The following is a 13,027-nucleotide window of genomic DNA, read 5'->3' on the forward strand; positions in this document are numbered from 1 at the left end:
GTTTTGACCTGTCGAACTTTTGAACTCTAACAGTGAGCATTTGGGAACTAAGCGGGCAGACCACGAAAACCGGGTAAGCCGAAGATACATTTGCCACTCGGTGACCAGAATACTGACCCGGCCGAGCATCCACGACCGATCTGTGACACGACCTCGTAGACGCCGATGGCCGCAACGCAGCAAACGCTGCGCTGCGGCCATCGGACTAGCTAAGCGTGATCACTCACAGCTCGGTAGCGGAACCACCGGCAGCAGCAATCTTTTCCTTGGCGGAACCGGTGAACTTGTCGACGGTCACCTGAACGGCAACAGTCAGTTCGCCGTCGCCCAGAACCTTGACGAGCTGGTTCTTGCGGACTGCGCCCTTGGCAACGAGATCCTCGACCGTGATTGCTCCACCTTCGGGGAACAGACGGGCGATGTCGCCGACATTGACGACCTGGTACTCGGTGCGGAAGGGGTTCTTGAAGCCCTTGAGCTTGGGCAGACGCATGTGAAGCGGCATCTGTCCACCCTCGAAGCCCACGCGCACGGTGTTACGTGCCTTGGTGCCCTTGGTACCGCGACCTGCGGTCTTACCACGCTTGCCGCCCTCACCGCGTCCAACACGAATCTTGTTGGACTTGGATCCGGGAGCGGGGCGCAGGTGGTGCAGTTTGATGGTCATGGTTAGACCTCCTCAACTGTTACGAGGTGGCGCACCACGTTGATCAGACCGCGGTTCTGTGCGTTGTCCTCACGAACAACGGTCTGACGGATGCCCTTGAGACCGAGCGTGCGCAGAGAATCCTTCTGGTTCTGCTTGGTCCCGATGATGCTCTTGATCTGAGTGACCTTGAGATCTGCCATTACTTCACACTCCCAGCAGCCTGTGCGCGAGCGCGAAGCATGCCGGCGGGTGCAACCTCTTCGAGGGTGAGGCCGCGGCGAGCCGCAACTTCCTCGGGACGCTGCAGACCCTTGAGCGCAGCAACGGTCGCATGCACGACGTTGATGGCGTTGTCGCTACCGAGCGACTTCGACAGGATGTCCGCGATTCCAGCGCACTCCAGCACGGCGCGCACAGCGCCACCGGCGATAACACCGGTACCGGGGCTTGCCGGGCGAAGCATGACGATGCCGGCAGCAGCCTCACCCTGAACGGGGTGAGTGATGGTGTTGGCGATCATCGGGACGCGGAAGAAGCTCTTGCGAGCCTCCTCGACACCCTTCTGGATGGCCGCGGGAACTTCCTTGGCCTTTCCGTAGCCGACGCCGACCAGTCCGTTGCCGTCTCCGACGATCACGAGAGCGGTGAAGCTGAAGCGACGACCACCCTTGACGACCTTGGAAACGCGGTTGATCGTGACAACGCGCTCGATGAACTGTGACTTCTCCGCAGCGTTTCCGCCACGGCCACCGTCGCGACGGTCACGGCCGCCACCACGGTTGTCTCCACGAGCGTTGCTGTTGTCACCGCTGTTGGGGCCATTCTGTCCGGCGGGTCCGCTTCCGCCGTCACGCCTTTGACGTCCCGGCATCAGGCTGTCCTTCCGTTGAAAATGTTGGTCATCAGAACTTCAACCCGCCTTCGCGAGCCGCGTCTGCCAGGGCCGCGATGCGACCGTGGTAGCCGTGTCCGCCGTGGTCGAAGACAACTGCTTCCACGCCGGCAGCCTTGGCGCGCTCGGCGATCAGCTGACCGACCTTTGCGCTCGCAGCCTTCTTGTCGCCTTCTGCCACGCGCACGTCGGCTTCGATGGTCGACGCGGAGGCCAGGGTGTGGCCTGCCAGGTCGTCCACGAGCTGGACGTGGATGTGGCGCGAGGACCGGTTGACGACCAAGCGGGGACGCTCGGGCGTGCCGGAGACCTTCTTGCGGAGACGGAAGTGACGACGCGTCTTCGAGAGACGACGCTTGGTGGACGCATCCTTGCCCAGCGGAATCCGCTTGGCTTTCTGGTTTGCAGTCTGGCTCATATCACTTACCCGTCTTTCCGACCTTGCGGCGGATCTGCTCACCCTCGTACCGCACGCCCTTACCCTTGTACGGGTCCGGACGACGGAGACGACGGATGTTGGCCGAGATCTGCCCGACCTTCTGCTTGTCGATGCCGGACACCGAGAACCGGGTGGGCGACTCGACGACGAAGGTGATGCCTTCGGGAGCCTCGATCGGCACCGGGTGGCTGAAGCCGAGCGCGAACTCGAGGTCCTTGCCCTTCAGTGCCACACGGTAACCAACACCGTGGATCTCCATCTTCTTCGTGTAACCCTCGGTAACACCGGTGATGATGTTCGCAACGAGGGTCCGCGACAGACCGTGCAGCGCGCGGCTACGACGCTCGTCGTCGGGGCGGGTGACGCTCAGCGAGCCGTCCTCTGCCTTTTCGATTGCGATGGGCTCGGAGATGGTCAACGCGAGGGTGCCCTTGGGACCCTTGACGGTGACATCCTGGCCGCTGATCGTGACGTCAACGCCCGCGGGGACGGTGACCGGAATCTTTCCAATACGCGACATTGTGGTGGCCTCCCTTACCAGACGTAGGCGAGGACTTCCCCGCCTACTCCTTGATTGGCCGCCTGGCGATCGGTGAGCAGACCGGACGACGTGGAGATGATGGCCACGCCGAGGCCTCCGAGGACCTTGGGCAGGTTGGTGGACTTCGCGTAAACCCGGAGACCGGGCTTGGAAACGCGACGCACGCCGGCGAGGCTACGCTCGCGGCTGGGTCCGTACTTCAGGTCGACGATGAGGGTCTTGCCGACCTCAGCGTCTTCGGTACGGAAATCGGAGATGTAGCCCTCACGCTTGAGGATCTCGGCGATGTTCGCCTTGATCTTCGAGTGGGGAAGCTTCACCTCATCGTGGTACGCCGTGTTGGCGTTGCGCAGACGCGTCAAGAAGTCTGCGATGGGGTCAGTCATGGTCATAGGTCGACCTCGACACCTTTCTCGCTGTGGTTCCCATGCAACACCGGACGAATCCGATCGTGGGCCTCCAGCAATTCGGCTGGGCCGTCCGACTTGTGTCAGACGGCGTAAGTTACCGCACCGAGCTGAACGCATGCGTCAGCCACGGCAACCGCTCTAGTGTAGGGAACTTTGGCGCAGGTGTCCACCGAGATGTCACGAGGCCCGACTCACCATCGCCAGGAACGCACTGCCGGGCAAGGTTTCGAGGCGTCCCGAAATCTGAACTGCTCGTTCGCGTCCGAAGATCGGCATCTACGGCCGACGGATCATTTTGACCCAGAGTTGCAGCGGGACAGTTCTTTTCAGGATCAGCACGATGCACATTCAGCGCACATCTCGGTTCAAACGCCGAATGGGCGTGGGTTCCAAAGGAACCCACGCCCATTCAGATGCGTGGTGTGACGAAGCCCGAGGGCCTCAGATCACCAAGAGCTCTTGCGAACTCCGGGAAGCTCGCCGGCGTGAGCCATCTCGCGAACGCAGATACGGCACAAGCCGAACTTGCGGAACACCGAGTGCGGGCGACCGCACCGCTGGCAGCGGGTGTAGGCGCGAACCGCGAACTTGGGCTTCTTGTTGGCCTTGTTGACCAATGCCTTCTTAGCCATGCGCTCAGTTCTCCTTGAACGGGAAGCCGAGGTGCTTGAGCAGTGCACGGCCTTCTTCGTTGTTGGTTGCGGTGGTCACGACGGTGATGTCCATACCGCGGGGGCGATCGATCTTGTCCACGTCGATCTCGTGGAACATCGACTGCTCGTTGAGGCCGAACGTGTAGTTGCCGTTGCCGTCGAACTGGTTGCCCGAGAGACCGCGGAAGTCGCGGATACGGGGCAGAGCGACAGACACGAGGCGGTCCAGGAACTCCCACATGCGGTCGCCACGGAGGGTGACGCGTGCGCCGATGGGCATACCTTCGCGGAGCTTGAACTGCGCGATGGACTTACGTGCCTTGCGGATCTCGGGCTTCTGGCCCGTGATCAGCGACAGGTCATGGACAGCGCCGTTGATCAGCTTGGCGTCACGGGCAGCGTCGCCGACGCCCATGTTGACGACAACCTTGACGACGCCGGGGATCTGCATGACGTTCGAGTAGTCGAACTCGCTGTTGAGCGCGTCCTTGATCTCAGCGCGGTAGCGTGCCTTGAGGCGCGGCTGGACCTTGTTTTCGGTGGAGGTCATGTCAGATGTCCTTCCCGTTCTTCCGGGAAATCCGAACGCGCTTGCCGGACTCTTCGTCGGTGCGGTAGCCCACGCGAGTGGGGTTTCCGTCCGAGTCGACGACTGCAACGTTGGAAACGTGGATCGGGGCTTCCTGCGTGACGATGCCGCCGGAGGATGCTCCGCGCTCGTTCGCGGAAACCGCGGTGTGCTTCTTGATTCGGTTCACGCCTTCGACGAGGACCTTGTCGGTCGCGGGGTAGGCCTGAATGACCTTGCCCTTCGCGCCCTTGTCCTTGCCGGCGATGACCAGAACGGTGTCACCCTTGTGCACCTTCATCACAGCACCTCCGGGGCAAGCGAAACGATCTTCATGAACTTCTTCTCGCGCAGCTCACGGCCGACGGGTCCGAAGATGCGGGTTCCACGGGGATCACTGTCAGCCTTGATGAGCACTGCAGCGTTCTCGTCGAACTTGATGTAGGAACCGTCCGGACGACGGCGCTCCTTGGTCGTACGAACGATGACGGCCTTGACGACCTCACCCTTCTTGATGTTTCCACCGGGGATTGCGTCCTTGACGGTGGCGACGATGACGTCACCGATCCCGGCGTAGCGACGTGACGAACCGCCGAGAACGCGGATGCAAAGGATTTCCTTGGCACCCGTGTTATCAGCGACGCGAACTCGCGACTCCTGCTGAATCACTTGATCTCCCTAGACCTGGAATTTCGTGCGCAACGGATTACCGACCCGGTGCGCGCGGTCATTGTTGCCACCTGCGTCGTGTCTGAGCTGCAGTCCCACCGACTGACGCCGGGAGACGATCACTGCAAGCACCGTTCGAGCTGCGCACGTGAAGACACACCTCTGCCACAGGCAACTGTTCTATTCTAGGGAAGGGTCCACCGATTACCAAATCCGGCCCGGCGCCCTCGACATCACGCCTACGACCGCACATCGCTGTCCTCGAATGTGAAAAGATCGAACCGTTCGGATGGTTGCCGGAGGGCACCGAGAAAGGCTCTGATGGGGCAATCCACCGTGATCTCGCAAGCTGTAGCAGGTAAGTTGATCGTCTTTGGCAGCCTGACAGCGCTTGCGCCCTCGAGAAGGCGGCACAGCAATAGGGCGGCACAGCAATAGGAATGCATCGAAACCGAGGCGGCCGCGCTACGGGAAGCCGTGTGGCCGTAAAGCGCTCAGATAGGCGGCAAGTACCACTCGTCACCTCGAGCGTTGTCGCTCCACCACCGGATCGAAGCGGCCGCGCCGATGCGGATTTGGACCTTCTCCGAGCGGGCTCTGACGTCTGCGAAGAATTGAACCAGACGACGGCCCAGCGATCTGCTGTCGGAAGCACTTCTCCCAATGCCGCATGAGCATGATCGGGCGGCAAGCATGCCCGGACCGCCACGGACTGTGTCAGACGGGTTTGGAATGATGGGCCGACTATGTCAGGGGGCGAGTATGCGTTGGTCTGTGCTGCCGTCGGCAGGGGTCACCGCTGTCCGCGGCGCTCCCCTCGACGTTCTGCAGATCGGGTCGGACCCGCTGCCCGACTGCGATCTCGCAATTGTCAGCTACCGGGTCGCCGACGTGACAACAGCCGCAAGGATCGTCGACGAAATACTTGGGCAACTCGAATCGGCTGCGCTCAGTCTGTTCCCTGCCTGGCTCCCGGGTGGGCATGCCGTTGATTTCGCGAGCAAGCTCGACACTCTCGCAGCAGGTGCACTCGCGCGGCGACTGGCGGCGACATCCGATCACTTCGGTCCATTCGTCGAATGGCTGGCGACGTCGTCCGTGGCGGGCAGACGCCCCGCCTGCGGCACTTTCTCGCGCGAGACTCGCGCAGTCGGTCTCGCGCGAGTCATCTCCAGTTCGTACGGGCGGAGTCGCCTCGCACTGTTGCTTGCCGCCCCGGACGACCTTTCCGTCGAACGGCAACGTGCGCTCTCTTGGGCGTGCGAGTGGCTGAACTTGCACGGTGACGTAGTGGTGTGGCTGACCGGTACACCGATTCCGGACGTCGATCGATTTCCGGTCGTGACGGTTCCGTGGGAGTCACCCGACCTTCCAGTCGACTTCGACTCCCTCGCTACGCCATACGCGGTCGGCGAGAGCATTGCGCCCCGTCTCTCGTTTCCCCCGGTAGCCGGTCGCCCACATCCCGGCAGTAAGGCCGAGTTGACACTCGAAACTGCCATGGCCACGGCACAGTGGGCGGTCGGCAGACAATGGAATCCGACCTACCAGCCGAATCCGCTTCGCCCACCCATCCGGGTCGACCTGTTGTGGGCTGACGAAAAGTGCATAGTCGAGATCGACGGCGACGACCACAGGTCTGCATACAAGTACGCCGCAGATCGTTTGCGGGACAACACTCTTCACCTGGACGGGTTTACCGTTCTACGATTCACCAATCAGCAGGTCTCGGACGACCTCGACGCTGTTCTGCGCACCGTCGAAACGCTTCTCTCCAGCCGCCGCGAGAACGGAACGGTCGAGCGCCGGATCCATTCTCGTCCGCCTTCCGCGCGAGTATCGACCGAACGGCCAGAGCTCACACAGCCAGTGCCCACACAACCTGAAAGGACATCGATGTGACCGACTCCGACCTGACCCCTAACGAGGCGTTGGTCCTCTTGGTCCTGATGGCCGAATCCCGCGAGGTCTCGAATCCCGAGCTCAAAACCCTCGGTCCAGAACTTCGGGCAGCAGGCCGCGACAAACTCAACTCGTTGGGACTCGTCGAGAGCAACACCGGAGTACGTCCGTACACCCACACACTCACCGATCGAGGTTGGGCCAGAGCGGCCGAGTTGATCGGCAGCGAAGCGCCCGCAGGCTCGTTCAGCCCGGCCAAGGCACTCTTCACGGTGCTTGCAGGTTTGCGACGCCATCTCGATCGAAACGACTTGCGCGTGTCCGAAGTCTTCCTGCCGGAATCGTCAGCCGAAACACCTTCGGCACCAGCGGACAACAGCATGGACGTGGAGGCTTTGATCGCCCGCGCATACGAAGACCTTGCCTCCTCCCCCGGCGCCTGGGTACGGCTGGCCAGGCTGCGGCCGACGCTCCCGACTTTATCCCGCGAGGAATTCGATCTTGCAGTCATCGGATTCCAGCGTCGACCAGGAGTCAATCTGATCCCCGAGGAGAACCAGAAGACGATCACTGTCGAAGATCACGACGCTGCAGTGTTCTTGGGCAACCAGAACAACCACCTGTTCTCCATCGAGGCGAGATGACACCCGAGGAACGGGCGGCGCTCGAATCGATCCGGCTCAGCTGGGCTCCAACACCGGAGGACGTCTGGTCACCGCAGACCGATCTGCACGTCCAGGGGTTGCACGAACATGCGATGGCAGACGTCATGGCCGCTTTCCGAGACGGCGCCAGCGGCGGCGACGCGAGCCCGCTCGGAGTTGTCGTCCACGGTCCTGCCGGTTCGGGAAAGACGCACCTACTCGGCCAGGTTCGTGAGCAAGTGCAGCGCAAAGGTGGCTACTTCTTCCTCATTCGCCTACTCGACGCCGAGGATTTCTGGCGTTCGGTTCTGGTGGGGATGCTCGAAGATCTCGGCCGGCCGGCCGTCGCGCACCCGACCCAACTCGTCTGGCTTCTCAGTAGGCTCGCGGACGAGGCGAAAGTCGACGACACGGTCCGGCACTCGATACTCGGCGCCGAGACGCTGACGTCAGAGTCGTTGGAAGCCTTCGTAGCCGCGCTCTACCGCGCGCACCCGCGACACCGCCGATCTTCACAGCACACCCTGCGGGCGCTGGTGCTGCTGTCGTCGGCGGAACCTGCGATTCAAGACACCGGCGACGCCTACCTGCAGTCCATCGACAGCGTGGACACCGCGGAGTTCTCCAGGTGGGGTATCCGTGTCGCGAACCTCGGCCACCAGGGAATCGCCGAGAACATCTCGCGGCTGCTGGCGATCACCGGGCCGACGGTGCTCGCGGTAGACCAGATCGACACATTGGTAGCGCAATCTCGTCAAGGTAGCGATCATGAAGACTACGGCGACGAGGACCTGCTCGTCGAGAAGATCGCGCACGGGCTCATGGCACTGCGTGAAACCATGTGTCGTACGGCGTCGGTGGTCTCCTGCCTCTCTGCAGCATGGGAGTTGATCTCTACCCGAGCGACAGCATCCGTCCAGGACCGCTTTCGGCGGAGTGCGACGTTGGAGCGCATTCCGTCGTCGGACATCGGCCGGTCACTGCTGGCCAGACGATTCGCGGCCGGTTACCAGGACCTGGGCTTTGTACCCGACTACCCGACTTGGCCGATCACGGAGTCCGCATTCATTCAAGCACCGAACTACACACCTCGCCAGCTGCTCGTCATGGCGGACAAACACATTCGCTCGTGTCTGAGCGCCGACCAAGTCTCCGAGTTGCACGCGTTCGACGAGACTCCCGCCGCAGAAGCGTCGAGCCGTGGGTCCGTGCAGGTAATCGGCGATCAGATTTCCGAGGACGGTTTCGCCACCTTCGACCGCCGTTTCGCGGAACTGATCGCGAAATCCACCGGTTCGGTACTCCAATCGGATCTCGAGGATTCGGAGTTGCCGGCACTTCTCGCAGACGGGCTCACTGCGTGGATTCACGAGTGCCAGCTCGGTGACGACGTCCTGACTCTCGACGCGCAACCCGGCGCGAAGCCGGCCCTTCATGCGCGAATGAAACATTTGCCTGCCTCCGAGGCCGAAGAGCACTGGTCGTACCGGTCCATCGCGGCAACCAACGCCGTCGCGGTCCTCAATCGGATCCAAAAAGCCAGCGCAGCAGCGGGATTGGATCCTGACGTCGCGAACCGTCGCCTGTTCCTGATCCGCAACCACCCCTGGCCCACTGGCGCAAAGACGGCTGCCACCGTGCAAGCCTTCGAGAAAGCCGGCGGCCGGACGGTCCGTCTGTCATCGAACGACGAGGCGATTCTGCACGCCATCCGAGGTCTGTTGCGAGAGAACGCGCCCGGTCTGGAGTCGTGGCTGCTGGCGCGCAAACCAGCGCACGGCGTCGAACTTTTCGACGAAACACTCGGCGGCATCGATCGAGAAACCGACGAAGCGTCACCGGTGCCCGTCCGTACTCCGACCGGTGTACCTACGCCCACGGACCTGGTGGAGCCCGAACCGGCTCTGGCACCGCACTCTGTTCCGATCGGCACTACCGTCGGCTCGAACCGCCAGATCTCGGTTCAACTCGAGGCACTGCGCAAGCACACTGCGATCTTCGCGGGTTCGGGTTCAGGCAAGACCGTCCTCATCCGCCGACTCGTCGAAGAGTGCGCCCTGCAAGGAGTCTCGTCGATCATCATTGATCCCAACAACGACCTGACTCGGCTCGGGACAGCCTGGCCTGCGGGCTCGAGACAGTGGCAGGCCGGTGACGAGGCCAAAGCAGCCGAGTACTTGGAGCACACTGAGGTACTTGTCTGGACGCCCAGACGAGCCGGGGGACGGCCGTTGAGTTTGCAGGCCCTACCGGACTTCGCGAGCATTCTCGACGACCCGGACGAACTCGATGCGGCAGTCGATTCCGCCGTCGCGGCATTGGCGCCACGGGCAGGCGCGGTCGGCTCAGGCACTCGGCCGCAACACCTGCGCGCCGTTCTCACCCAGACCGTCGGTGACTTCGCGCGACGTTCACAGGGCTCGCTCGCAGACTTGATCGATCTGCTCGAAAACCTGCCGGACGGCACCAGTGATCTTCGCAATGCGGCAGCGCTCGCAGCAGACCTGGCCGAAAACCTGAAGGCTTCGACGGCCAACGACCCGTTGTTCGGCGGCTCCGGTTCCCCCATGGATCCCGGACTGCTCTTGACACCGACCTTGGGCAAGCGCGCTCGCGTGTCAGTGGTCAACCTCTCCGGGTTGTCGTCCGACGAGCAGCGGCACGGATTTGTGAACCAACTGCAGATGGCGTTGTTTGCCTGGATCAAGAAGAACCCTGCTGGCGATCGTCCTCTCGGCGGACTGTTCGTGATGGACGAAGCCCAGAACTTCGCGCCGTCGGGCAAAACAGTCGCGTCGACCGAAAGCACTCTCGCGCTGGCATCACAAGCACGAAAGTACGGGTTGGGCTTGGTGTTCGCCACGCAGGCACCCAAGGGCCTGCACAACCGGATTCCCGGAAACGCGGCGACTCAGTTCTACGGTTTGCTCAACAGTCCAGCCCAGATCGAGTCCGCGAAGGAGATGGCACGAGTCAAAGGCGGTCAAGTCGACGACATCGGACGCCTGCCAACGGGTCAGTTCTACGCGGCAATCGAAGGCTCGGGGTTTCAGAAGACTCAGACACCGCTGTGTCTGACGTACCACCCCAAGAGCCCACCCACAGAAGAAGAGGTTCTCGCTCTCGCTCGTGGTGAACTCACCGTCACCCGATAGCCACACACACAACAAAACGGCCCGCCTCGAAAGAGGCGGGCCGTTCTGTTGTGTCGGGTTTCGAGATATCGATCAGGCTTACTTGGCCTTTTCGAGGACCTCGACCAGACGCCAGTGCTTCGTCGCGGACAGCGGACGGGTTTCCATCAGCTGAACGCGGTCGCCGACGCCGGCAACGCCGTTCTCGTCGTGCGCCTTCACCTTGGTCGTACGGCGGATGATCTTGCCGTAGAGCTTGTGCTTGACGCGGTCTTCGAGCTCGACCACGATCGTCTTTTCCATCTTGTCGGACACGACGTATCCGACACGGACCTTACGGCTCGCGCGCTCTTCTGTGCTCACTGCTTTTTCCTCACTCATGCCGCGTCACCTGCATCCGGACCCACAGCGAGTCCGAGCTCACGCTCACGCAGGACGGTGTAGATGCGCGCGATCTCGTGACGAACGGTGCGCAGTCGTCGGTTGTTGTCCATCTGGCCGGTAGCCATCTGGAAACGAAGGTTGAAAAGCTCTTCCTTCGACTCACGGAGCCGGGTGACCAGCTCGTCTTCACTGAGCTCGCGGAGCTCTGCTGCTGGGGTTCCAGTAGCCATCAGAACTGCTCCTCTCTGGTCACGATCCGGCACTTGCACGGGAGCTTGTGCATCGCGCGGCGCAGGGCCTCACGAGCAATCTCCTCGTTGGGGTATGTCATCTCGAACAGAACGCGTCCGGGCTTGACGTTGGCAATCCACCACTCGGGCGAACCCTTACCGGAACCCATTCGGGTTTCGGCCGGCTTCTTCGTGAGGGGGCGATCCGGGAAGATGTTGATCCAGATCTTGCCGCCACGCTTGATGTGCCGAGTCATGGCGATACGAGCGGACTCGATCTGCCGGTTGGTGATGTAGGCAGGCTCGAGAGCCTGGATGCCGTAGTCACCGAAGGTCACCTGGGTACCGCCCTTGGCGGCACCCGAACGGCTCGGGTGGTGCTGCTTGCGGTGCTTGACCCGCCGTGGGATCAACATGCGTCAGCCCTCCTGATTCTGTTCAGTTGCGGGAGCATCGGCGGTTGCGGTCGCTGCGCGGCCGGCCTCGGTGCTGGTCGCAGTGGTACCGGTGGCACCGGAACGACGCGGACGGCTCGGACGCTCACGACGCGGGCGATCCCCGGCCGGTGCGGCCGTGTTGGCGGCGAGCTCGCGCTTGCCACCGACGATGTCGCCCTTGTAGATCCAGACCTTGACGCCGATGCGACCGAAGGTGGTCTTGGCCTCGTAGAGGCCGTAGTCGATGTCCGCACGAAGCGTGTGCAGCGGCACACGGCCTTCGCGGTAGAACTCCGACCGGGACATCTCGGCGCCGCCGAGACGACCGGAGCACTGAACGCGGATTCCCTTGACGTTGGGCTGACGCATGGCCGACTGGATGGCCTTGCGCATTGCACGACGGAAGGCAACGCGGTTCGAGAGCTGCTCGGCCACACCCTGTGCGACGAGCTGTGCTTCAGCTTCTGCGTTCTTGACCTCGAGGATGTTCAGCTGAACCTGCTTGCCGGTCAGCTTCTCGAGCTCGGAGCGGATGCGATCGGCTTCGGCGCCGCGGCGGCCGATGACGATGCCCGGACGTGCAGTGTGGATGTCCACGCGAACACGGTCACGGGTGCGCTCGATTTCGACCTTCGCGATTCCTGCGCGCTCCATGCCGGTGGCGAGGAGCTTACGGATCGCGACGTCTTCCTTGACGTACTCCGCGTACTGCTTGTCTGCGTACCAGCGAGACTTCCAGTCGGTGGTGATGCCGAGACGGAAGCCGTGCGGGTTGATTTTCTGGCCCACTACTGAGCACTTCCCTTCCGGCGATTACGGGTCGATGTTCCGGTCTTCGGCAGGCTCTCCACGATCACGGTGATGTGACTGGTGCGCTTGCGAATACGGAACGCACGTCCCTGTGCACGCGGCTGGAACCGCTTGAGGGTCGCGCCCTCGTCCACGAACGCCGTAGCAACGACAAGCGTGCTGGGGTCGAGGTCGAGGTTGTTCTCGGCGTTGGCTGCTGCGGAGGCGATCACCTTGGCGACCGGCTCGCTCGCTGCCTGCGGCGCGAACTTCAGGATGTTCAGGGCGTCTTCAACCGAGCGCCCGCGGACCAGGTCCACAACTCGACGTGCCTTCATCGGCGTAACGCGAACGTGCTTCGCTACGGCCTTGGCAGTCGGGTTGGCGGTTTCGGTGTTGCTCATCGCCTCTTCGCCTTCCGATCATCCTTGATGTGACCCTTGAACGTGCGGGTCGGTGCAAACTCTCCGAGCTTGTGTCCGACCATGGAGTCGGAAACGAACACGGGGACGTGCTTGCGGCCGTCGTGAACTGCAAACGTGTGGCCGATGAAGTCCGGGATGATTGTCGAACGACGGGACCAGGTCTTGATGACCTGCTTGGTTCCCTTTTCGTTCTGTACATCCACCTTCGCGAGGAGGTGGTCATCGACGAACGGGCCCTTCTTAAGGCTGCGTGGCATCCTT

General features: G+C 62.4%; 19 protein-coding genes. 3 read left to right on the forward strand and 16 right to left on the reverse strand.

Features of this window, described 5'->3' with window-relative positions; genetic code table 11:
- Nucleotides 1-223: 223 nt before the first annotated feature.
- The 10 genes from rplO to rplN form a co-directional block, all read right to left on the reverse strand.
- Nucleotides 224-667, reverse strand: a complete 444-nt coding sequence (gene rplO / locus ACWF6P_RS14300) for a 50S ribosomal protein L15 (protein ID WP_138869531.1) — start codon at nucleotides 665-667, stop codon at nucleotides 224-226.
- Nucleotides 668-669: 2 nt separating this feature from the next.
- Nucleotides 670-849, reverse strand: a complete 180-nt coding sequence (gene rpmD, locus ACWF6P_RS14305) for a 50S ribosomal protein L30 (RefSeq protein ID WP_003940751.1) — start codon at nucleotides 847-849, stop codon at nucleotides 670-672.
- Nucleotides 849-1,520 (reverse strand): 30S ribosomal protein S5, encoded by a 672-nt coding sequence (rpsE, locus tag ACWF6P_RS14310; RefSeq protein ID WP_003940718.1) that lies wholly within the window; start codon nucleotides 1,518-1,520, stop codon nucleotides 849-851. The genes rpmD and rpsE overlap by 1 nt, the downstream gene beginning before the upstream one ends.
- A 31-nt stretch (nucleotides 1,521-1,551) precedes the next feature.
- Nucleotides 1,552-1,959, reverse strand: a complete 408-nt coding sequence (gene rplR, locus ACWF6P_RS14315; protein WP_003940996.1) for a 50S ribosomal protein L18 — start codon at nucleotides 1,957-1,959, stop codon at nucleotides 1,552-1,554.
- A 1-nt stretch (nucleotide 1,960) separates the two neighbouring features.
- A complete protein-coding gene (gene rplF, locus ACWF6P_RS14320; RefSeq protein ID WP_003940970.1) occupies nucleotides 1,961-2,500 on the reverse strand; it encodes a 50S ribosomal protein L6 in 540 nt (179 codons plus the stop codon).
- A 14-nt stretch (nucleotides 2,501-2,514) separates the two neighbouring features.
- Nucleotides 2,515-2,913: a 30S ribosomal protein S8 gene (gene rpsH, locus ACWF6P_RS14325; protein WP_003940873.1), complete on the reverse strand. Its 399-nt coding sequence runs from the start codon at nucleotides 2,911-2,913 to the stop codon at nucleotides 2,515-2,517.
- Nucleotides 2,914-3,377: 464 nt separating this feature from the next.
- Nucleotides 3,378-3,563 (reverse strand): type Z 30S ribosomal protein S14, encoded by a 186-nt coding sequence (locus tag ACWF6P_RS14330; RefSeq protein ID WP_003940698.1) that lies wholly within the window; start codon nucleotides 3,561-3,563, stop codon nucleotides 3,378-3,380.
- 4 nt (nucleotides 3,564-3,567) lie between these two features.
- Nucleotides 3,568-4,134 carry a 50S ribosomal protein L5 gene (rplE, locus tag ACWF6P_RS14335; RefSeq protein ID WP_003940924.1) on the reverse strand — a complete coding sequence of 189 codons (567 nt, stop codon included), beginning with the start codon at nucleotides 4,132-4,134 and terminating at the stop codon, nucleotides 3,568-3,570.
- A 1-nt stretch (nucleotide 4,135) separates the two neighbouring features.
- Nucleotides 4,136-4,453, reverse strand: a complete 318-nt coding sequence (gene rplX, locus ACWF6P_RS14340; RefSeq protein WP_003941019.1) for a 50S ribosomal protein L24 — start codon at nucleotides 4,451-4,453, stop codon at nucleotides 4,136-4,138.
- Entirely contained in the window at nucleotides 4,453-4,821 is a 369-nt protein-coding gene (gene rplN / locus ACWF6P_RS14345; RefSeq protein ID WP_003940951.1) for a 50S ribosomal protein L14, read from the reverse strand. The genes rplX and rplN overlap by 1 nt, the downstream gene beginning before the upstream one ends.
- A gap of 762 nt (nucleotides 4,822-5,583) precedes the next feature.
- Between rplN and ACWF6P_RS14350 the strand changes: the two genes are divergently transcribed.
- Genes ACWF6P_RS14350 through ACWF6P_RS14360 form a run of 3 tightly spaced genes read left to right on the forward strand, consistent with a single transcriptional unit; the run spans nucleotide 5,584 to nucleotide 10,522 of the window.
- A complete protein-coding gene (locus tag ACWF6P_RS14350; RefSeq protein ID WP_452621422.1) occupies nucleotides 5,584-6,723 on the forward strand; it encodes an endonuclease domain-containing protein in 1,140 nt (379 codons plus the stop codon).
- Nucleotides 6,720-7,367, forward strand: coding sequence for a hypothetical protein (locus ACWF6P_RS14355; protein WP_452621423.1), 648 nt, complete (start codon nucleotides 6,720-6,722; stop codon nucleotides 7,365-7,367). The genes ACWF6P_RS14350 and ACWF6P_RS14355 overlap by 4 nt, the downstream gene beginning before the upstream one ends.
- On the forward strand, nucleotides 7,364-10,522 hold the full coding sequence (locus ACWF6P_RS14360) for a helicase HerA domain-containing protein (protein ID WP_452621424.1): 3,159 nt from the start codon (nucleotides 7,364-7,366) through the stop codon (nucleotides 10,520-10,522). The genes ACWF6P_RS14355 and ACWF6P_RS14360 overlap by 4 nt, the downstream gene beginning before the upstream one ends.
- 78 nt (nucleotides 10,523-10,600) lie before the next feature.
- Here ACWF6P_RS14360 and rpsQ read toward each other — a convergent pair whose 3' ends face one another.
- From rpsQ to rpsS, 6 genes are read right to left on the reverse strand one after another with little or no spacing between them, the layout of a single operon-like run.
- Nucleotides 10,601-10,882 (reverse strand): 30S ribosomal protein S17, encoded by a 282-nt coding sequence (gene rpsQ / locus ACWF6P_RS14365; RefSeq protein ID WP_003941020.1) that lies wholly within the window; start codon nucleotides 10,880-10,882, stop codon nucleotides 10,601-10,603.
- Complete coding sequence (gene rpmC, locus ACWF6P_RS14370; RefSeq protein ID WP_003940734.1) at nucleotides 10,879-11,115, reverse strand: 50S ribosomal protein L29; 237 nt, start codon at nucleotides 11,113-11,115, stop codon at nucleotides 10,879-10,881. Before rpmC ends, rpsQ begins: the two co-directional genes overlap by 4 nt.
- Complete coding sequence (rplP, locus tag ACWF6P_RS14375; protein ID WP_003940899.1) at nucleotides 11,115-11,531, reverse strand: 50S ribosomal protein L16; 417 nt, start codon at nucleotides 11,529-11,531, stop codon at nucleotides 11,115-11,117. The genes rpmC and rplP overlap by 1 nt, the downstream gene beginning before the upstream one ends.
- Before the next feature lie 3 nt (nucleotides 11,532-11,534).
- Nucleotides 11,535-12,341 carry a 30S ribosomal protein S3 gene (gene rpsC / locus ACWF6P_RS14380; RefSeq protein WP_003941003.1) on the reverse strand — a complete coding sequence of 269 codons (807 nt, stop codon included), beginning with the start codon at nucleotides 12,339-12,341 and terminating at the stop codon, nucleotides 11,535-11,537.
- Entirely contained in the window at nucleotides 12,341-12,745 is a 405-nt protein-coding gene (gene rplV, locus ACWF6P_RS14385; protein WP_003940717.1) for a 50S ribosomal protein L22, read from the reverse strand. The genes rpsC and rplV overlap by 1 nt, the downstream gene beginning before the upstream one ends.
- Entirely contained in the window at nucleotides 12,742-13,023 is a 282-nt protein-coding gene (gene rpsS / locus ACWF6P_RS14390) for a 30S ribosomal protein S19 (protein ID WP_003940820.1), read from the reverse strand. Before rpsS ends, rplV begins: the two co-directional genes overlap by 4 nt.
- Between the last annotated feature and the right edge of the window lie 4 nt (nucleotides 13,024-13,027).

The organism is Rhodococcus sp. NPDC055024, assembly GCF_053608585.1.